This window comes from Gracilibacillus suaedae (assembly GCF_017599345.1).
GTDB lineage: Bacteria > Bacillota > Bacilli > Bacillales > Amphibacillaceae > Gracilibacillus > Gracilibacillus suaedae.
Window position 1 is genome coordinate 18,071 of the sequence record NZ_JAGFVL010000011.1, and the last position, 21,033, is coordinate 39,103.

Genomic DNA, 21,033 nt, shown 5'->3' on the forward strand with positions numbered 1-21,033 from the left:
TAACAACTAACTATTCTCACAATTTATATACAAAAACAACAGTGACCGTTAAGAGACAATGTTCATGTCCTCTTCATGGAGGAATTGGACGATTAAATGAAATCATTCGTTTTCTAATTGACAGTAAAAACCCCCGTAAGCCTCATTGACTCACGGGGGATTAATCTTTATGGCAATAGTTGAAGTGATTCTTCAACAAATGCAGTAATATCATCAGGTTGCCGACTGGTAACCAATTGATCACCACAAACAACCACTCTCTCATCATGCACATTAGCGCCAGCGTATTCTAAGTCTACTAGTATTGATTTGAAACCAGTGACATCACGACCCTCTAATTTTTTGGCTGTTATTAGTAGCTGTGGTCCGTGACAGATAGCGAAGACCGGTTTCTTCTCATCCATGAAATGTTTAGCGAATGTCACAAAACGGTCATCCGCTCTCAGCATATCAGGAGAGAACCCTCCTGGAATAAACAATGCATCAAAATCCTCTGGCGTTACATCATCGATTCCATAATCAATAGAAACTGTTGCGTCACCTTGTTTACCTTCTACTGTTTTGCCTGCATTTTTTTCTATCGTTACTACTTTATGACCTATACCTTCAAATTCCCTCGCTGGTGATGTGTACTCGACATCTTCAAACATATCTGTAATCACTGTTGCTATTTTAGCCATTATTTATTACTCCTCCTTAAATAATAGAATTAATATTCTCTTTGTTTTCAATAATTCCACGTGTGAGTTTTTGGTAAACATTACAGATATTATACAAAACAGTGCTGAACCACTAAGTTTGTGAAAGTTTTGTCCATAGCAGCATATAATGAATTAATACTGTCAGGAGGTTACTCATGCTGTTATTACCTATTTTCATATCATCACTTTGTACAAGCCTAGGAGCTCTTCCAATTTTATTGGTAAAAAATGTATCCCATAAAAGTAAAGATACTCTACTCGCTTATACTGCTGGTATTATGGTTGCTGCATCTGCCTATGGTCTAATACCATCTGCGCTTAAATTGTCTAACTTGGTTGTTTTGGTCAGCGGCATCTTAGTGGGTACTTTTGTTCTAACCTTAATAGAGAGCTTACTGCCGCACATTGATCTAGATCATTCTAATCATTCCTCTGGTAATTCAACAGTTATCTTATTATTTCTTATCGCTATGTCTATTCATAATCTACCTGAAGGATTGTCAGTTGGGATAAGCACCCTAAATAATGTGAATAGCATAGGTTCACTTGTTGCTTTTGCAATCGGACTGCAAAATGTGCCAGACGGATTTCTAGTAGCTTTATTTTTAGTAACCCAAGGTATAAGACCTATCAAAGCCTTTCTTTTATCCAGCCTTACTGGACTAATTGAAATGTGTGCAGGATTAGTCGGTTTTATCTTTGGAGGAGCGTTTGAAAATATTGTTCCTTTTGGATTAGCTTTTGCGGCAGGTGCTATGCTTTTTGTGGTCTATAAAGAATTAATTCCGGAAAGCCATGGTGATGGTAATGAAAGAACGGCTACCTGGGCGTTTATTATTGGCTTTATTACCATGATTCTTCTGACAGAATGGTTTCGCTGAACTACTATTTTCATTGTGACATATGGAAGAACGTAACTCCTAGGTAGGTACATGACTTAAATACGACGGGTGGGAATTAATTACGCCATCTGCAAGACCTCTTTGCTTTTGGTACAGGAAAGAGGCCTTGCATGTTTTGGTATATAATTAACTATGGTGTCTATTAAGCGTTTCATTTACTTATATATATGGTGTATAATGTGTAATTATCCACATGTTTATAAACAGTTCTTTCTTTTTCAATGAAGGCTGAAATCCATTGACTACCTTAACCCATGTAATTGCTAAAGCTATTGTTCTTATGGCTGTACTTTGATCCATGCTCTTCACTTCCTTCATATAAAAAATCAGTCCTAATCCGGACTGATTTTGTCAATTCTTTGATGTGCTTGTTTAGTAGATTCTTCTACCCTGGTTACTCTTTCCGAGATTTCAGCAACATCTTTTTCATTAGCTTTCAGATCAACTTTTATGTCATCAATTCCTCTGCTAATGTAAAGAAGCGATGTTCTAACTTCAGCATCTTTCTCAGTTTCTGATTTCAAACTTTGATCTGATTGCAATTGTTGTCTTTGTTTATTGATTTGATAACCCATGTAGGCAATAATCAGAGATAGTGCTGCAATAATAGTCCCCATAAATTCTACGCTCATGAGCACACCCCCTTGTACATCATATGTTATCCTTTGATGATTCGTATACACATTTCCCCTTTTAAAAGACTGTGTTATGAGTTATGGTTTTCTCATTTTTACCATCCATTTCATTAAGAGCAGCTACTCATTGCAATAGATATGCTATGAGAAAGGGGCTGCTTTAGGATTTTTCTGTATATTTCGAATAATTTTTTGCAGAAATTTAAACAAATCTATATATAGCAAAAATCCCCAACCATAGGCGGTTGGGGATTTCGTGAAACATATAATCTTAACGTTTTGAGAAATATACTTGTCCATTTAAAGTATATTGAGTCCATTGCAATCCATTTATATCAACATTTCAGGAAAAATGTATGAAAAAGGATTTAAAATGATATTACTTGAACCAATTTGAACCAAAATGATAGATGTTAGTTGAATATAATACTAAGTGTTATTTTATTTCTAATCATGACTTATATATTCTGATATTTCATATATACATAAACTTAAGCTTTTCTTCTTCTCATGAAGAGGAAGAACATGCCACTTAAGAAGAGGAAAAATCCTGCTAATAAGTACTGATAGACCGTAGTGACAGTTTCCGGTAGTTTTTGCCCGTCGTCCGTAACAGGCTGTTGTTCCATTGCTTCCTGTTCAAAAACGGTATAGGTGCTGAAGTGATCGGTTTGTGCTGTCACGTTTCCATCTTGCCATTCTCCGCCGATTGCTTCCCATTCTTCAAGTTCTGGATTCCAATAGAACAGTTGCACCTGATCTTTATCATTTACTTTGTCGCTATCAACAGAAAAAGTCAGTGTCACTTTTTCGTCGAAGGTATCCAATTGTTTTTTGCCTTGTTTGATCTCAAAGTCATAGACCACACTCAATGCTTGATCAATGTCAGCTAAACGCTCTAACTGGACTGTTGCAGCCTCGGATGCATTAGTGAAATTGGAGGCAGCTAGTTGCAAGCTAACATTTTTTAACTGAATGTTGATCGTTATACGGTGTTCCTTCAGCCATTTTATTTGGTCAGAAGTAAATGCTAGGTTAACAGTATCATTATGATCACGTAAATCAATCCATAATTCACCGTCATCAGCTAGTTGATCGAACGAACCTGTTTCGATCGTTGTCTCGTCATTCGTAACATCAGGCATTACGGTAATACGGGTTTGTTTCTTTGGTTTTTCTGGTTTCTCAGGATCTTCAGGATCGGCTGGGTCTTTAGGATCTTCCGGATTGACAGGATTTTCAGGGTCTGGTGAAACGGGATTAGAAGTATCGATTTCTTGGATATGTGCAACGACACTATTATTATTATAGGTGAGAGTTACCTTGTAATCATCTGCAGTCACATTATCGAATTTACCTTCCACCTTGTCGGCAGTCATTAAAGTAATATTTGCTGCCTTGTCTATTTCATAATTAGAAAGATCCAAATTCAGATCCCCACCATCAAGGTATAACAGTCCACCTACATTTAGGTGAATTTCGTCATTATCCATTGCAATATCAAGGTTTCCAGCTTCCATTGTTAAGTTACCACTTACATTCAAAGGTCCATCTACATTAACTAAAACTGTACCATCCTCCACATAAAGATCGCCTTCTCCAAAAGCAGTCTCAGAAGTAGCTTCTAACGTTCCTCCTTGTAGCAATGTTCCTCCTGAATAACTATTATTTCCGGTCAATGTAAGTGTTCCTGTTCCTTGCTTGGTAAGCATACCACTGCCAGTTATATCATTTCTCCACCAATCATGGGCATTAAATCTTCCTTTTGACGCATCCATATTTACTGTTACATTGCTTAAAAACGCACCATATCCATCAGATGCTGTTACCAAATCAAGTCTTCCCCAACCATTTGATTCGTCTATTACAGGATAACCTGATTCAATTTCTGTGGTATACAATACTTCCCTACGTTGTTTATCGGTCAAATAAGGCTGACGAGTTTCCAATAAAACTTCAGCCCCTTTAGGTACTACAGGGTCTAAACCTTTTGTGCCTGTTTGAGGTAATCCGTATGTAAGTTTTTCCCGATAGAATGCTTTATTTGCTTCATGATCTTCCCACTTTTCTTCATCATACGCACTTTCAAACGTATAATCCTCTGTTACTGTATGTGCATATTCGTACAAGCTCATTTCTTTTGATGCAGCTAATTCACCGAATACTTCTCCTGCATTTTGATAAGCCTTATCCAATACCTCTTGGTTTTCTGAAAGATTGTATGCGTAGGCAGTCATTGCTGTAGCTTGTATTCTTGCTCCTATAACATCAAGCGGAGAGTGCATGCCGGTCACTATTCTATTTTCTCCCATTTGAGCTGCTCTTGTTAAGAATTCAGCATATCTTTCCGGTGTTGCGTATGCAAATCCGAATGTTGATAAATAAGCTGCACTCGTATGTCCGCTTGGAAAAGCTCCATCTTTACCTCTCCCGTCTTCCGCTTTTCTTTTTACATATTCTAATGCAGGAATTACCTCCACATTCGTTTCATATTGCTGGTAATGTCTTTCTCCCGTCTCTTTCTTACCGCCTGAAGGTAATGCTTCTACTGTACTTTCACCACTGCCGATTGTGTCCCAAACAGGTAAACCGTTCTCATCAACAATTTCTTTCACTTCTCCATTTGCATTCATTCTGTAAGGTCTTGGAGAAGAAAAAAAGTATTTAGAAGGATTAGACGAAGAAGGATTCCTAAATCTAATTAAATGAACTAAATCCATCGCATCTTCTAGTGCAGATCCCTCCCATTGCCCCATCCCTTGGGCTTGGTCTTCAACAGTCGCTTCTTCCAATACTTTATCCATGTCCTCTGCAGATCTGACAACACTTGTGATCGGGTTAACGACCTCTACGTAGGCATTAGCTAAAGGCCCGTAAGCATCCATCATACTATATACCTTATCTCTTTGATCATCATAATAGGCTGCTAACGCCTCTTCATTCGTTCTATTTTTAGTAACCTCTTCTACATATTTTATATTAGCTTCCCAAGTCTCTGGAGCTCTGATTTCTTCGTTAGCATATGTCTTCTTTTCTGCTACTACCTTTGTCTTATCATTTTTATATCCATCAAAATAAACGGTAGGACCATCACCATATTTTGCAATCTCTCCATTTGCACCTGGTATAGTTAACGCTGTTCCGTCTCTCCAATCTGGTTGATTCATAGACCATACTTGATCAAAACCATCTAAAATATTGATAAAAGGGTTAGTTTCAGCTATATTCTTTAAGATAGGATCGTTAGCATTTCCGCCATTATCCACTGCTGGTAAAGGTTGCTCGACTTCAGGAGCATCTGTATTTATTTCTTCAGTAGTCCCTTGTGGCTTTGAAGGTTTTGAAAGCTCCTTTTCAGAATATTGACTAGCGGCCTGAACAGGAAGCTCAAAAGATGCCATAGTTAGCACTGCAAGTAGTAGTATTATCGATATTTTTTTCATGAGTTTCATAACTTTTTTCATTTCTCCTTTTCTGCTGCAAATTTTTAAATCACTTAACCACACTACTTCTACGTTAATGACTGTATATTAAATGAATATAGGAAAAACGTTAAAATTATGTAATTTTATGCAGAAGGGAAGAGACTTATTACGAAAATAAACGGGTATAGGGAACCTTTCTTTTGAAAATCTTTCGAATAGCACTCCCAAAAGTTATTACAACTATTAATGTGAAAAATGGAAGAAAGCGATGGAACAGCCATGTGACCGATGAAGCGAAGGAGAAAACAGGCGAGTTTTTTCAGAAACACATAAAAAACCCTCTCTGCTCCATAAGAGCAAAGAGGGTAAACCCTTGTATATAAGGTTTCTTAACGTTTTGAGAACTGTGGTGTCTAGTAAAACCAAGTGTTTCAGCCATTTTTGTATATTGTATGTGTATTATGCTTAGTTATCCACAGGTTTATAAACAGTTTTAATGACTCTTGTCATTTTAATTATACATAAAAAATCTATTTAACACTACTATTAAATCGACCTAGTAAGCTCCTCATTACAACGAACTTTCCAATGCCTCAAGCTTATTCTACTAGCCATATTTTCTACTTTTTCTCTGTATTTTACATCGATCATCATTTTATGTACTTCTTGTTCGTCGTCGTATTGTTTACGTTCAACTGTTGACATAGTCTTATAGCTTCTGTCTAGTTCATTGAAGTGATTGATTAGATCAAGTATCTTTTTATAACGCATGAACAATCACCTCCTTCCATCCGCAACATATATACTAGTACTTTCGACACTATCCTCCCATTTTTTATAATTTGCATAAAATTAACAATTTAATATGAGGATATGTAAATGCACACTCCCTATGCACCTGCATCACCTAAATAATAATTTAGCATACCGAACTATGTATATTTTAATTAGATTAATTAAATTAAAGAAAAATCTACCACTATAATATCCTCATATTTACAAATATAACAAAACATGATATTTTAATTGTATGCGGTTTCATTAGTCGTAAATAATTTAAACGGAGGGATCTAGATGGTCTTAAAGAAGGCAAAGCTTGCAATTCTACTGGTGTGTCTGTTCCTATTGTTGGTATTTCCGTTGTCTGCATCAGCTACTGTTTGGGGAGGGGGGAAAAACGGAAGTGGATATACAGATTATTGGGTTAGTCCTTCAGTTAGTGAATACGGATACTCTTCTGTTTTCTCAGCAGCTGTAACAAGATGGGAAGGAGTTTCAAGCGAAGTGGTTTTCGACAAAGTTAATACTGCTATTTCTACTGCTGATAGGTATTATGTTGGTACAGCAGCAGGTGATGTTACTGGGAGAATTTATCCGTACGATTCCTCGGGAAATGTAGTGGGAACTTGGCAGTATTGGACAAGGGTTCATGCGTGGCTATATCATAATAATATGTATCAAGCCAATTTTTCTTATACTAACAAAGTTGCAACTGCCACACATGAAATTGGTCACACATTGAAACTGGCACACCCTCAATCGAATCTTGATTTAAATAATATTATGGAGCAAGGCAAAAAAAATTATTCTACTCTGTCTTGGTATGATAAGTCTAGTTTAAGATCAAAGTGGGGTAATTAAAAAGAAGGAGTGTTAATATGAAAAAATGGTTGATCTTAATCTCTATAACACTAGTTTTCTTAATTCCTTATGTTGCAACACAAGTGGTAGCAAGTGATGATTCAGAAACACAGCAAAATGAAGAAACTGGACTAGATAAGAGCAAGGAGAATGGACTGGATGTTATTCCAACACTAGCAGATTACCTAGAACACACGAAATTATCTCCCATGGAAGATAGTGCCGACCTAATTGTTGTAGGAACACCTACTAAAGACTTTACCGATAGAGAACATAAAGAAATATACAACGAAGATGATAAAGCCTTAATGGATTTTTATACAATCACCAATATTAAAGTTAGGAATATTATTAAAGACAAAAATAATGCTGTCTCTAATAATACTTTAGATGTTATTGAGCCTATAAGTGTAATAGAGGAAGAGGGAACAGAAAAAATTATTACAACAGATGTATATTCCTATATGAAAAAAGATTCAACATATGTAATATTTCTTAAAGAAAATACATTTGGCGATTATACTGTGATAAACTTGAATGGTGGTAAATATGATCTGTCAGGCAAAGATGAAGATGATTTGAGAGGATACAATAGTGAGAAACTATTAGAGTTTAGACCTGATAAAACTGAAATAAAAAAGAAAATTTTTGAAGAGATTAAAAATAGCTATAAAATTGATATTCAATAACAATCTAACTTTGAGGGAATAAAATCACTGAATATTGGTTTTATTTCCTCCTTTCTATGTAATAGAATACACAACTCATACTATAAATTAATTAAAATCTACTTTTATGAAGTATTACAAGATTTACTGAATTCGAATTTCCTTCTAAAACAATATATTGTTAATATAATATAATAGTGATGTTCTAAAAATAGTAATATTACAATGACATCCTAGAAAGGGGAATATTATGCTGAACAAAAAGTTTTTTCATCTATCTTTTGTAACAATATTCCTAATAGTAATTTGTTTTCCCATTAAATCTATAGCTACTTCTTGGGCATATGATTTTGTAGTCTGGGATGGCTATGTGTATGAAGTTACTGAAGAAAAAGTTGAGATGGTTGATGAAAAAATAGGAGAAGTAACGAAGTATTCTGATATGTATCAATATGAAGGTAATTTTTCTAATAAATACCCCAAAAATACCAAGTATTTCTCGATTAAAGGCACAAGTACAAATGAAGCTATTGCCGTTGAAACAGAAAACGAAGTATACAATAAAGCAATACGTAAAGGTCCATATGTTGGTGAGAAACGCGAAGTGAATAAGTTTAAGATTGAATACTTTATAATTTTTTTCTTTACTTTTATCGTATTGGCTGTGATTGTATCTATCGTACTTACATTTAAGAACAGAAATCATAACTAGCACTTTCTTGTTATTTTCGCCTAACTCAAAAGTAATAATTCATCTCCAATAAGGTATAGTTGCATGCATCAAGTTACCATTAATGATTGCGTTCGCAAAGTGATGTTTCCGTTCACATTAATCAGACTTTTTTGAGATTATCGAAATTTGGTTTTAAAGCCCCATCGACACACATCAATTATTAAAATTTATAATAAAGGGTTAACACTAATTAATTTTAACGAAATTCGTCGACCTTATTATGAACAAAGGAAATATAGTTGACAAATAATAAACAAACCATCGACAACAGAATAGATGAATTGTGCATCCTTTAGATGGCACAAAAGGTTACATGATTCAATGGTAGATACAACAATACTGATCTTAAAAAATTATTTTAGATTATTTCATTATACCATATGTAATTGGAGTAGGTGATAATAGTTATTAGCAAAAATTTGATGGGGATCCCGCTAATTATGTTAAACACAAAGAAAATAAGAATTATTTTAATCCGGCTAGTCGGAAGAAGGTGCTTGTTATATTGGAGGAATTGATTAAGGATTTATAAATAAAATAATTACCTTAAACATTCTACCTGATAAAGAAGAAACGACCATTTATAATTTTATATGAAACTATACATATATTATATTCATAAAAGCATCCTCTCAGATCCTTGTTTTACATATATATTATTTATATAATAAAGGAACGATAAACAAAGAATTCACCAAGATAATCGGAGGCTTATATGGCACTTGATCTAGCAACACTTCTACTAGTTACGGGCATCATTAATTTTATGGCATTAACATTAATGGTTTTTTTATGGAGAATTAACCCTATGGTAAAAGGGCCTGCTTTCTGGACTTGGGCGACTGTGAGCTGGTTTGTGAGCTTTATTAGTATCTATTTTTTTGATGGAAGTTTGATCACATTCTTAAACAATTGCTGTACATTGATCGGTGCAATTCTATTAATGGAAGGAATCCTTAGATTTCGCAATTTTGGTAATGAAAGAAAAAGACAAAAACTAATAATAGCGTTAATTCTGTTATCCGTTATCATGTCGTTTATAAATCAAACCAATCCTACTGCGAGATATCTTTACCATGATTTTATTGTCGTATTGCTTGCAGTGATTTCGATAGTGGCTATGCTTTATAAAACAAATAAAGTTCAATTTTTGGTACATTTATATGCAGTTGTTTCAGCCGTTTTGATCGTCCCAGTTTTTTCTTATAGATGGTATTTAGCATTTAGCGGTCAAATCGAGGATCAGCTAATTGGACCGACACAACATTCATTCCAAGTTTTATTAGTTTTATTAATTATCCCTCTTTACATTGGATTGCCTTTAGGATTAGGACTGGCTTTATCTTATCAAATGAGACAGGAATTGAAATCCGCAATGAACACAAAATGGCTGCAAGCACAAATACAGCCCCATTTTATTTTTAATACCTTAAATTCTATTAATGCATTAAGCATCGTAGACGTTGAAAAAATGCGTCGATTAGTAGATGAATTTAGTGAATTTCTAAGGAGTAAATTTGACTCTGATTCCTTTAACAAATGGATACCTTTTGAAGAGGAAATTTCCGTCGTAGAATCCTATATGTATATAGAGAAAGTAAGGTTTGGCGACAAATTAAGAGTTCATTGGAATGTAGAAGATGTAGAAGGATTTTATCTACCGACGCTGACAATTCAACCACTTGTTGAAAATGCAATAAAACACGGGATTATGCCAAGGGCTTCTGGTGGAACAATTGAAATTAAAGTTTTTCAAAAATATGATTATTTGCGAGTCATCATTAAAGATGATGGAGTTGGAATGAGCAATGACGTCATTCGCTCTATTAAACACATGGATTTAGTCAATTCTAAAGGTATAGGACTCAAAAACACTGATAGGAGACTAACCGAAGGCTTCGGAACAGGAATACAAATTAAAAGTCGAGTAAAAGTGGGGACTGTGATTGCCTTTAACATTACCAAAAAGATTTCACCATAGTAAAGAAACGGTGCGTGGAGATTTCTCATGACACCACGACTAGTTTCCTTTTTTTTACGTATTCATGACTAAACCCACCACTTAATAGTGATGGAGGTGGAGCAAGGGCAGTGTTACCTTACTGGCACTGTGTCTAAAAAATGTGTAGGAAGCCATACACACTCGTTCTCGCACAGTTTATATTACACTCCCTTTGATAAAACAAATTTTTAATCGATAACTTTATATTGCTTCACCTTACCTTTAGGTGGGTTACTATCTGTCAATTCTCCATCAAACCACACTTCAAGTTTTTCCCCATTTTGAATATTTTCCATATCTAAAGAATTATCATAAACTACTAAAACTTCATCTTCATATCCATAGTCAGTAATTGTTCCTGTGTGTATATCCAATAACAATTCCGAATCTCTTGTAGAAATGACCTCCCCAATAACATCAGGATTTTCTTTAAGTTCTTCATTCTTATTGTCTAAACATCCCACTAAAAGAAGAGTTAAAAACAATATTAAGTATAAAGAAAAGTACTTCATATTTTATCCCCCCCCAATTTAATGATCTTGGTATCGATTACTATAACATAAAACCAATCAATTTAACAAATATTTCTATTATTGTAAATTAAGTAATATAATGGTATTATAATGTCATATTCTTAAAAATTACTAGAGGAGGTTTTATTTTGAAGAAAATAGTGTTATTTTTTACGTTTTTTCTTTTAAGTAGTTTTGTATATGGTTTCGAATTGGACGCTTCAGAGAATATACCTTCTAATAATGAAATGGTTGAAAAGAATGTTGCATTTAGAGAACAGTTTGGTCTTAACTCTCATGAAAATAGAGTAAAAGATATTGTTCAGAATAGTTCTTCAAAAGAAAAATACGGTTACTTTTTTACCGAAGAAGAATTTGAGAATTTAAATAGTAGAATTGCAGAGCAAGAATCATCTATCCCTCAGATAAAAAGAATATTGGGGAGTGATTATACACTATTTATAGATCAAAAGAACGGTGGAATTACAAATATAGGAACTAAGGAATCTATAAAGTCTTCTGAAAAAAATCAAATTTTATCTTTATTCGAAGATGATGATAAAATCAACTTTTATAATGTGAATTATACATCCAACGATTTAACAACTATAGTACAAGAAATTTCTGAAGATAGAAAGACTATTGCTAGTAACTATAATATTGAGATTTTAGGAGTTTCATCAGATATTCAAAGTGAGACTATTGATATTCAAATTAATGAACCTACAGATAAAAAAGTTAATATATTACAAGAACTTTATGGTAAGGATTTAATTACAGTGTCAAAAGGGTACGTACAAAAAAATGATGCCTATGAATCTAATAGATTCAATCACCCAGGTTATATATTTGGAGGCGCCGCAATAGCTAAAGACCGATCTGAATCTACTAGCTACACTTATGCTGATTGTTCTGCAGGGTTTACGGCAAGATCTTATGCATCGCCTTTTTATTACTATGTTATCACGGCGGGGCATTGTGCAGATTCAAGTGGACAAAATTGGTACCAAGGTGGTACATTTATCGGGGACTGGGTAAGTAGTAAAGATGTTGAAGATGGCAATGTCGATGCTGGTGCAATTCATCTTTCTGTAAACACTAGTAACTGGGTTGCCGGAAATGGCAATACTCAACATATTCAATTAAACAATTCAGCCAGTTCTTCCGAACATGTAGAGGGTAGAGCTGCTTGTATATCTGGTATGAAATCAGGTACAAACTGTGGAATAATAGAAGATTCATATAGTTGCGCCACTTTTGATAATGGATATTTTTGCGGCGTTCAGACTGACTACACTGCAGTTGGTGGTGATAGTGGAGCTACAGTTTTTACTTATTACAATAACACTTTACTTGGGATACATAAAGGTGGTACAACCCATGAATGGTATTCCAGAGTAAATAATGTAGCTGCCGACTTAAACATTACACCATTAGCTGACCTATAAATATATAAACAGAATTAAGTGAAATATTTCAAGCCCAGGCTTTCCACACCTGGGCTTTTTCTATTTCATGCAAAGTTTATGATACAATTAAATTGTTGATTGTGAAGGAATGTACTTCAACTAAAAAAGGGAGAGAAAAATTATGGAGATAACACCAGTAGAATTAATGGGGGATAGAGTAAAGATACAACCAATGGAAGATTATCACGTACAGGAATTATTTGATGCGGGGAAAAATCCAGATATATGGGCATATATGCCAATGAAGGTTCAATCGATTGAAGATATGAAGTACCTTGTGAATGGAGCACTTTTAGCGAGAGAGCAAGGAAACGAATTTCCTTTTGTTATCTTTGATAAGGATTCAGGGAAAATTGTGGGAAGCACTCGTTTTCTTAATATATCCATACCAAACCGGAACTTAGAAATTGGTTGGACATGGCTGTCTCCAACTGTTTGGCGAACTAGAATAAATACGGAATGTAAGTATCTTCTTTTGAAACACTGCTTTGAAACACTTGGGGCCATTCGTGTTCAATTGAAAACAGATAGTCGAAATGTGCGATCTCAGCAGGCAATGGAACGGATAGGTGCGGTAAAAGAAGGAGTGCTTAGGAATCATGTAGTTATGCCTGACGGTTATCTAAGAGACTCTGTTTTTTACAGTATAATCGACCAAGAATGGGTGCTAGTGAAGGACAAATTGGAAAGTATGCTACGATAATCCAGTATTTTCGAAGTGTTGCTTATTATACTAAACAGGTTGCTTTAGTTGTACAGTATATAATAGATTTTTAAGCCCAGGTTTTCCACGCCTGGGCTTTTGTTAACTACATAGATATTGTATTCACGACTTAGTATTTAAAATGTACCCTTATTCAGTTGTCTTTGCAATTCTTTCACTACCAGTGACGGTTCACTCAATTCACCATCTACCACAGTACCTAGATATTGTTGTAATTTCCGGATTGTTTGTGGTCCAAGATAACCATCAACCTTAGCACCAATTAAACTCTGTAAAGCCTTGATGACTAAGCTGCCACCTTTACCAAAAGTAATACCTGATACGATCTTTGAAGTAACTGCATTTCGTAATTGATTGCTAATTACACTATCTGTCACAGTGCCAAGTGCCGCTTGCAATGCAAGCGTGGTAAGCTCTCCCCACCATCCATCTACTTTGATTTTTGCTGTACTAGATGATTTCGAGTTTTCACCACTACCTTTACTCGATTTTTTTAAATTGAAAATTTTAATCAAACCATCTACATGACCTTGAGCAATGTCATCTAAGAACGAATCCTTTTTCAGTCTCGATGCATCGTTGTTAGCATCGATAAAGCCGTTTTCTGTTAGTAATGCTGGCATATTAGATTCTCTTAACATGTGGAAATTAGCTTTTTTCTTTCCACGATTAGGTAGATGGACTTGATCAATGATCGCTTGGTGCATAATTGCACGCATGTGTTCTGTCTCGGAACTAGATGACAAGCGATTGTAAATAAAATCTTCATAGCCAGTTCCACCACCAGCATTAATATGAACAGACATTAAATAATTTGCTCCCCAGTTATTAGCATCATTCGTACGTTGATTTAACGATAGTGTTTTATCAGTAGTACGACTTAATCTAGTAGAAACACCTTGATATTTTCTTAATTTTTCTCGTATTTTTAACGAGATTGCTAGTGTTAAATCCTTTTCTTTTAGACCATTTGCTGTTGCTCCTGGGTCTGTTCCACCATGCCCTGGGTCAATATATATTTTAACCATTATTTACCCTCCTTCATTGCTTCTAAATGATTGTCAGCAATTTTCGCTTTTTTGGTATAACTGTTATTTTTCCAGTGGTTCCACGCTTCTGTTCCCAGCATAGCGACAATAGAAATACCGTTAACAATTTCCCCATTGCTGAACGGTAGTAATTCATATCCCATGATCATTGCACTTGAATTAACGGAAACAACAAGCCACGCAATCAATCTTACCCATTTGTTATTGATCTTTTTTAATTTCTCCTTCACACGATCACAACCTTTCCAATTTTCTATTACCGTTCGGTGACAATTTCCCCATTCAATCGAACCAAGGCAATCACTTTACCTGCTTGATCTTCAATCCATCCTTTCCATCCTGTTTTGTTAGGACTTCGATATTCAATAAACTTTTTCATGTTATCCCTCCTTTCCTTGTAAATTGTCTATACGCTTATGTGCTTGTTTTGCAGATTCTTCAACTCTTGTAACTCGTTCGGCTACTTCTTGTGTGATCTTCTCGTTTGCCCTCAAATCAACCTTGATATCGTCCACCCCTCGGCTTATATATTGGAGTGACGTTCTTAGTTCGGTGTCATTTTTCGTGTCTGACTTCAAATTGTGATCTGAGTTGGTTTGCTTTTTCAGTTGGTACCCCTGATAAGCAACAAGTAAAGCAAGTGCTGCAATAATTACGGACATAACTTCTACACTCATGCTCGACCTCCTTATTACATCATGTGATTGCGTTAATGCTTGCCAGCATACACATCACCCCTTTCAAGTATGTAAAAAAGACAACGGATTACTTTCCGCTGTCTTTGTTCGCTTTCTTATTCACTTTTTCATGCTCTTTTTTAATCTGTTCAGCTGTTTTGGTGACCTTATTATGTTCTTTAGACTTTTCTTTTTCATCATTCAACTTTTTTAATTGCTTTTCTAAATGTTCCACCTTTTTCTGTAACTCTGCATTATCCTTCTCTAATTGTTTCTTATTAGCGTCAGAGGTTTGTAATTCTTGGTATAAATCATCTACTCTAACGTGTAAAATAGCATTTTCCTTATTGATATCGCTAACCATATCGCTATTTTTACGAGTTAACACATCGATCACTTTATTTCCCTCTACTGCATTACCTTGATTCTGTACCATGATTACATTACGCTCCTTTTAATTGATTAATTTCATATGTTAACTGATCTAAGATTTCGTAAACATTGTCAAATTCCTTATCATGATTTCTTATTTTCAATTCTTGCTCTTGATTCATTACACCAAGTGCAGAAGTTAGTGAGTAGTTATTAATTCCATTCTCGTCTCGAAAAGCTCTATGAGATTCTTCTGCAAGTAACCCGATTTTCAACTTGTCATAAATCCCTCTATCTAAATCTGATTGTCGGTAATAGGTATGGAAATTCTGATCCATTATCACCTCTGTAGCTGTAGATTCAAAAGTTTCCTCAAAACTTTGTATATTTGTTTTTCCTGTGACAGATGAAGCTGTTACAAAGTCGGATGCTCTGACTTCTCTATAGTCAGGGTTTCCGCCATTATAACCAGTCTCAGAAACCCACACAGCACCTTTAGGCTGTAAATATAAGTTATTAGAACCGTTGACTATATAATTACTTGAATGGACACCGTTAATTATTTCTACAGAACCATCACTATCTCGTATAAGAAAGTACCTATCGCCTCCTGATTCTTTTGAAATACCAAAGTCTCCATATGGTAAGTCTATCTGCCAATTACCCCAGTAATTAGGGTCATCACGTGAAAAAGCTAAATATCCATAAGCACCACTCTTAGTGACACTAAAGTGATCAGTTGCTTGAAATGACCTAGAAGTAATAACCTCTGGTTCTGATAAACCATGTATAATATTAGACAACTCATTTTCTGGAGCATACGGAGTGGCTATGTCATGCTCTACTAGCTGTACTCCGTCTATCAACAACCAGTTACTGCCTGCTGTTCTAGGTCGCAACTCAATAAATGATGTATTAGATGGTGTTGTGAAGGTAGTGTCATATCTATATGTTGTACTACTATTAAAAGGCGCTGTAAAATCTTCCGAGTGAGAACTCAAAACATTATAGTCATAGTCTAGAAATTGTACATATAATCTAGGTGTTGCTGAAGTATAATCTGGATGTTTTCTGAAATGTGCAGACAAATTAAACGTAGCATTACCTGTTGCTGCAATTCTTTGTCGTAGGTAGTTACTACTGTTTACTAAAGCCTGTTTCAAACCAAACATTATCCATAATTTATCTCCGCCTGTCTGATATATGCTCATTACCCTTGGACTACCCACAGCACTCCACCCATTGACCATATTTTGCTGTTTAGGCGCTATTGCTTCGAATACATACTGACCTGTCTGTTGGGAACCTGCTCTTATACTTTCAAAAGAGTGGTCTGCTACAAGGTTGTTTTTAAACATGGCTGTACTGATCATATTTGTAACTGAATCTTTCAAAATTAAATTACCGTCTAATATCTCAATACCTACATCGTCTATAGTTACTGTGTTATTACCAATCACTACATCATCAGTATAGATGTTACCAGCATAGATATCGCCTAAGTCTGCACTTAATGCAGATAATCGGGATACATCTATTTCATTTGCAGTTACTGAATTAGTATAGATATCTCCACCATTTATTTTAGTAGTGCCGGGATATGCCCATAAATCCCGATATTCTTTAGCATCATTTAACGCTTGATTAGCTTTTGCTTGCGCTCCTTCTGTATCTTCTACCTCTCTCCAATTTGACCAAACAGGATAGGTTGAAGGGTGAACCTCTCTCACTACTACCTTATTATCTGCATCGACATATTCTTGTCTAGCACGTTGCTCAGCACTCCAATAAGTAGTAACAACTCCATACGTAGAACCTGTCGCACCGCTCCAACCGCTAGTAACCTGCATTACAGCTACACTAGGTTTCGGGTTATATGCAGAAGCGTCATCGCTTTCTGTAAAGGTGTTATTAGGATAATGGTATACCCTTTGATCTGTGTAGCTTTTTGAATTTTTTTCTGAAATATTCGCTTGAATCTCAGCGTAATCTACAGAACTAAGAATATCGTTTGTTAAAGATGGTAAATAACCGATTGGTGGATACTCACCATCATTATTTACATCATTTGTTCTAACGTAAAACTTACCATCTGCTTGAAATTTCATAATTGCAGTAGACGAACCTATTTGTGTACCGCTACCAGAATCATCTCCTACAGAAACATCCATAGGGTTATTTCTTGATGCACTTGTTAAATCATGCGTATTATATAACGTCCATTTTCCTGCATTGTTATCCCACAAGTAAGTGTTAACTGTACAAGGCTCAATGGTTCGTATCTCATACCCATCTACAGGGTGAGGTGTCACGTAATTATCTGAACATGCTTCCCAAGCTACAGCACTCTCACCGTCTCCGCCTGCACCATCAGCAGTATTCATTGCCAAGATATATCCATCTGATGAATAAAAACCATTACCATGATTGGTGAATCCTTTTCCATCAAAATCAAGAATACCTTCATTTGGTGAAGTCCATATTAAAATCTCTTTTGAAGCAGGGAAAAATGTTATACAATCCCCTGAACCGTTATTACCATCTTTCTCACCAATAAATTCAATGTTACTTGTCAAATAGTATTGATGCCCATTATCGTCATCATCAATCGTTATATTTGCACGTTGGTAAGCTGTAACGTCAATAGTATAATCAGGTGTTGCTTTGGTTGGGTCGTCTTGTCTTACTTCAATAACCCCATCTTCTTCTGCATAAACACGTACCCTGTGTGGACTATACCTGTCTGTAATAAAACCTGTACGTTTTGTTTTTAGATTCATAGAAGGAACAGGAGAAGGCTTATCTGCATAAATCAAAGCAATAGGTTTATTACTTGTTATCTCATCTTCATAGTCACATGAAAAGGTTCCAAAGATATCATCCTGACTAGAATCGATCTGTAATGTGCCATTTATATATATCTTTGTAGATTTATCAAAACAAGCATAACGAATAGTAGCAGAATGTAATACAACACGCTTAGAAAATGCACCGTTTGCCATGGACGCTTTTTTATCCATCGTTTTAGCCAATGCTTCATTTAACGCTTGTTTGTATGCTTCATCCGCTTTTGTTTGTGCACCGCTTGGAGTTTCTTTTGTGCTTGGGTCATAATTAGGGTCGTAAGAAGTATCAGAACCTACAGTAATGCTTCCTGCGCTTAATCTTCCATCGATATGTGCATCGGTTATGATCGCTTCATTTAGGTGTACTTTTTCAATAATCGCTTCTTCTGCTAGCAATGATCTAGTAATAGTTTGATCTGCGATGTCTGTATTAGCATCTATTTGTAACGTTTGTGCTGTTACCTCTCCTGATAAGTCCGATCTCGTTCCATGTGTATTAAATGCTCTTAGCCTGAAATACCATTGCTCATTAGTATTAGCATCGAACACATATCCACCGCTTTTTCCTCTCCACACAAGGTTAGTATCATCATCAGGTACAAATCCCGACGTCTGAGAAGCGTATAATTCATAACCAGCAATATAACTAGATGCGTCATAATCCCAACTTAACTGAACAGTCTTAAATGCTCCTGTCGCTGTTAATCCAGTAGGTGTTAAAGGTACAGTATAGGGAAAGTTATCATCATCTACAGTAGGGTCGGTACTTTCATCCCACATACCTGAATTGTTTTTAACCTTTTCTACAACCCACTCGATATCTTGATCTCTCTCATCCAACTGTAAGAAATTTCCTAGTGTTACATCCCCAGTTGAAGGGTCACCGATATCATATACTAACTTTAAAACTCGTGATTCAATTACAATAATAGGCTTTATTTTCATATCCCTAGCAATGCCTGTATCCCCTACAAAAACCTGTTCATGTTCTTTTCCTGATATCTTATAGTAAGTTGCAATAGACATTTCATATTCCGCTTGTGTTTCTTTTTTAGTTTGTAAATTCTCATAAGTAGATTGCAGCAAGGCTTCTTTATCCGTTTCGTCATTAAATTCTACATGTCCGAAACGATGTTCCATTTGTTGAGTATCAGGATTCCAAATACCATATGCCTGTTTGGCTTCTTCATCTCCTACCCATTCCTGACCAAGTGGCTTGTCTACAGGGTCGCCGTTTGCTGTTGACCATTCTATATCTGCAAATGTGATTTTTCTACTGTATCCATCCCCTGATTCAACACTTGAACCTCTACCATATAACGCGGTTTTTGGATAAAACAGCTTCGTTCTTCTAATACTTGTAATATCCTTGCCGATTTCAAACCGTTTACCGTTATTTACTCCTTTGCTGGCCACAATATCAACATATCTACCTGCTATGCCTGTGTCGTCTACCTCAATACGATCTATAAATTCCCCTGTGAATTGTTTTGATGCTTCTTGTAAAGAGGCATAACCAAAGACATAATAGAAATTCATAGATTGTAACCCTAAATCAGCCACATTTCCTCGTTTCCATCGAGACTTTTCTAAAATAGCATCTAATACCTCTGCCATTGTTGCATCTGACAATCGTCTGTCCTCTATCAATACATCGTCTAATTCTTGAATACAAGGAAGGCATTTAACAGTCCTCTCGACTGTATCTGCATGTTCGTCATCTTCTTCCCTGATCACAAACAATCGAAATCTACCTTGTAAATCCTTAAAGGCTACTTGGTTACCACCTATTAAATGTTTTGCATCTTCATCCTCAGCAGGAAAAGTAACCGTAAGTGCAACAGGTTTCTCGGTTTCTTCCTCGAAAGGTGCTTCTATATAGTTATCTGTAATGGTTAAAAGGTTATCTTGCTTATCAAAAATGTAAATGGGTGTCTTTTCAAATCCCATTACAACCACCTCTCAATATAATCTGTGCTTAATGTGGTAGAAGCAGGGGTTAATGTGAAATTATTTTCCCCTGCTACTAAACTTGGAAAATCTGCTTTCATCAAATCGATAGCATTCATCTGTAATTCACCATCAATAGAAACCTTATTATTTTCGCAATCTATCTCCACCACATTGCCTGCCACTAAGTTATAGTTAATAACGATTTCTTCTCCTGTTTCTTGATGTACTACCGATAAAGAATTAGTTGATTCCTGAATAGTTGCGGTAATAATAGGTGGTGTTTTTGCAGTGCTATTTAAAGTAATCGTTGTACCAGTTTGATTCGTTTTATTTGCTCCATATTTATCAGGGTCACTGCAATAAAAAACTAGCGTAATCGGTTTGTTTGATACTTCTTCTTCCGATTCGCTAGTTTGCTCATTAATACCGTAATACTTCTTTACAGGGTCATCTGTAAAATAGATTTCTCGTTCTTTTTCGCTATACAGTAGACCATTCATTCTTTCGATCTCAGTTCTTAATGCTTCGGGACTACTGGCAGATAATGTACCGTCTACCTCTAAAATTCTCGGAGGTCTTGTTGCACCTCGATATAAAGAACCTTTTTTATTTGCTATTTCGGTTGCATTGATTTCCTGATTAACTGGACCTCTGCCACGAATAGCAGTGACAATAAAATCAAATTCTTCTTCATAATTAATTCCGTTTACCACTAACATGTATT

At 35.6% G+C, this 21,033-nt stretch carries 20 protein-coding genes; 7 read left to right on the plus strand and 13 right to left on the minus strand.

The genetic code is table 11. From position 1 onward, the window contains the following. Nucleotides 1–167 precede the first annotated feature (167 nt). Nucleotides 168–680, minus strand: coding sequence for a type 1 glutamine amidotransferase domain-containing protein (locus J5J03_RS01365; protein ID WP_231710557.1), 513 nt, complete (start codon nucleotides 678–680; stop codon nucleotides 168–170). 176 nt (nucleotides 681–856) lie between these two features. On the opposite strand from J5J03_RS01365, the gene J5J03_RS01370 reads away from it, so the two are divergent. Further along, nucleotides 857–1,582 (plus strand): ZIP family metal transporter, encoded by a 726-nt coding sequence (locus J5J03_RS01370; RefSeq protein ID WP_208585742.1) that lies wholly within the window; start codon nucleotides 857–859, stop codon nucleotides 1,580–1,582. A gap of 180 nt (nucleotides 1,583–1,762) precedes the next feature. On the opposite strand, the gene J5J03_RS01375 is transcribed toward J5J03_RS01370, so the two are convergent. From J5J03_RS01375 to J5J03_RS01390, 4 genes are all read right to left on the minus strand, one after another. Then, a complete protein-coding gene (locus tag J5J03_RS01375; RefSeq protein ID WP_208585743.1) occupies nucleotides 1,763–1,903 on the minus strand; it encodes a hypothetical protein in 141 nt (46 codons plus the stop codon). 32 nt (nucleotides 1,904–1,935) lie between these two features. After that, entirely contained in the window at nucleotides 1,936–2,235 is a 300-nt protein-coding gene (locus J5J03_RS01380; protein ID WP_208585744.1) for a hypothetical protein, read from the minus strand. Between the two features lie 494 nt (nucleotides 2,236–2,729). Continuing rightward, entirely contained in the window at nucleotides 2,730–5,690 is a 2,961-nt protein-coding gene (locus J5J03_RS01385) for a phosphatase PAP2 family protein (protein WP_231710558.1), read from the minus strand. A 519-nt stretch (nucleotides 5,691–6,209) separates the two neighbouring features. Next, nucleotides 6,210–6,434 carry a hypothetical protein gene (locus J5J03_RS01390; RefSeq protein ID WP_208585746.1) on the minus strand — a complete coding sequence of 75 codons (225 nt, stop codon included), beginning with the start codon at nucleotides 6,432–6,434 and terminating at the stop codon, nucleotides 6,210–6,212. A gap of 303 nt (nucleotides 6,435–6,737) precedes the next feature. Here J5J03_RS01390 and J5J03_RS01395 point away from each other — a divergent pair, with 303 nt between their 5' ends. The 4 genes from J5J03_RS01395 (at nucleotide 6,738) to J5J03_RS01410 (ending at nucleotide 10,686) form a co-directional block, all read left to right on the plus strand. Beyond that, complete coding sequence (locus J5J03_RS01395) at nucleotides 6,738–7,304, plus strand: zinc metalloprotease (RefSeq protein ID WP_208585747.1); 567 nt, start codon at nucleotides 6,738–6,740, stop codon at nucleotides 7,302–7,304. A gap of 17 nt (nucleotides 7,305–7,321) precedes the next feature. Beyond that, nucleotides 7,322–7,993: a hypothetical protein gene (locus J5J03_RS01400; protein ID WP_208585748.1), complete on the plus strand. Its 672-nt coding sequence runs from the start codon at nucleotides 7,322–7,324 to the stop codon at nucleotides 7,991–7,993. A 229-nt stretch (nucleotides 7,994–8,222) separates the two neighbouring features. Further along, on the plus strand, nucleotides 8,223–8,684 hold the full coding sequence (locus J5J03_RS01405) for a hypothetical protein (RefSeq protein ID WP_208585749.1): 462 nt from the start codon (nucleotides 8,223–8,225) through the stop codon (nucleotides 8,682–8,684). A 736-nt stretch (nucleotides 8,685–9,420) separates the two neighbouring features. After that, nucleotides 9,421–10,686 (plus strand): sensor histidine kinase, encoded by a 1,266-nt coding sequence (locus tag J5J03_RS01410; RefSeq protein WP_208585750.1) that lies wholly within the window; start codon nucleotides 9,421–9,423, stop codon nucleotides 10,684–10,686. A 209-nt stretch (nucleotides 10,687–10,895) separates the two neighbouring features. Here J5J03_RS01410 and J5J03_RS01415 read toward each other — a convergent pair whose 3' ends face one another. Further along, nucleotides 10,896–11,219 carry a DUF3221 domain-containing protein gene (locus J5J03_RS01415; RefSeq protein ID WP_208585751.1) on the minus strand — a complete coding sequence of 108 codons (324 nt, stop codon included), beginning with the start codon at nucleotides 11,217–11,219 and terminating at the stop codon, nucleotides 10,896–10,898. A 149-nt stretch (nucleotides 11,220–11,368) separates the two neighbouring features. Between J5J03_RS01415 and J5J03_RS01420 the strand changes: the two genes are divergently transcribed. Both J5J03_RS01420 and J5J03_RS01425 read left to right on the plus strand, forming a co-directional pair. Next, nucleotides 11,369–12,667, plus strand: a complete 1,299-nt coding sequence (locus tag J5J03_RS01420; RefSeq protein WP_208585752.1) for a S1 family peptidase — start codon at nucleotides 11,369–11,371, stop codon at nucleotides 12,665–12,667. 142 nt (nucleotides 12,668–12,809) lie between these two features. Beyond that, on the plus strand, nucleotides 12,810–13,391 hold the full coding sequence (locus J5J03_RS01425; RefSeq protein WP_208585753.1) for a GNAT family N-acetyltransferase: 582 nt from the start codon (nucleotides 12,810–12,812) through the stop codon (nucleotides 13,389–13,391). Between the two features lie 137 nt (nucleotides 13,392–13,528). On the opposite strand, the gene J5J03_RS01430 is transcribed toward J5J03_RS01425, so the two are convergent. From J5J03_RS01430 to J5J03_RS01455, 7 genes are all read right to left on the minus strand, one after another. Next, the gene (locus tag J5J03_RS01430; protein ID WP_208585754.1) at nucleotides 13,529–14,440 is read right to left on the minus strand and encodes an N-acetylmuramoyl-L-alanine amidase family protein; all 912 of its coding nucleotides are present in this window, start codon (nucleotides 14,438–14,440) and stop codon (nucleotides 13,529–13,531) included. Continuing rightward, complete coding sequence (locus tag J5J03_RS01435; RefSeq protein WP_208585755.1) at nucleotides 14,440–14,691, minus strand: phage holin; 252 nt, start codon at nucleotides 14,689–14,691, stop codon at nucleotides 14,440–14,442. The genes J5J03_RS01430 and J5J03_RS01435 overlap by 1 nt, the downstream gene beginning before the upstream one ends. A gap of 26 nt (nucleotides 14,692–14,717) precedes the next feature. Then, nucleotides 14,718–14,840, minus strand: a complete 123-nt coding sequence (locus J5J03_RS22120) for a hypothetical protein (RefSeq protein WP_269435773.1) — start codon at nucleotides 14,838–14,840, stop codon at nucleotides 14,718–14,720. 1 nt (nucleotide 14,841) lies between these two features. After that, nucleotides 14,842–15,138: a hypothetical protein gene (locus tag J5J03_RS01440; protein ID WP_208585756.1), complete on the minus strand. Its 297-nt coding sequence runs from the start codon at nucleotides 15,136–15,138 to the stop codon at nucleotides 14,842–14,844. Between the two features lie 88 nt (nucleotides 15,139–15,226). Continuing rightward, nucleotides 15,227–15,574, minus strand: coding sequence for a hypothetical protein (locus J5J03_RS01445; RefSeq protein ID WP_208585757.1), 348 nt, complete (start codon nucleotides 15,572–15,574; stop codon nucleotides 15,227–15,229). A 7-nt stretch (nucleotides 15,575–15,581) separates the two neighbouring features. Then, on the minus strand, nucleotides 15,582–20,306 hold the full coding sequence (locus J5J03_RS01450; RefSeq protein ID WP_208585758.1) for a phage tail spike protein: 4,725 nt from the start codon (nucleotides 20,304–20,306) through the stop codon (nucleotides 15,582–15,584). Beyond that, nucleotides 20,306–21,028: a distal tail protein Dit gene (locus J5J03_RS01455; protein ID WP_208585759.1), complete on the minus strand. Its 723-nt coding sequence runs from the start codon at nucleotides 21,026–21,028 to the stop codon at nucleotides 20,306–20,308. Before J5J03_RS01455 ends, J5J03_RS01450 begins: the two co-directional genes overlap by 1 nt. Nucleotides 21,029–21,033 lie beyond the last annotated feature (5 nt).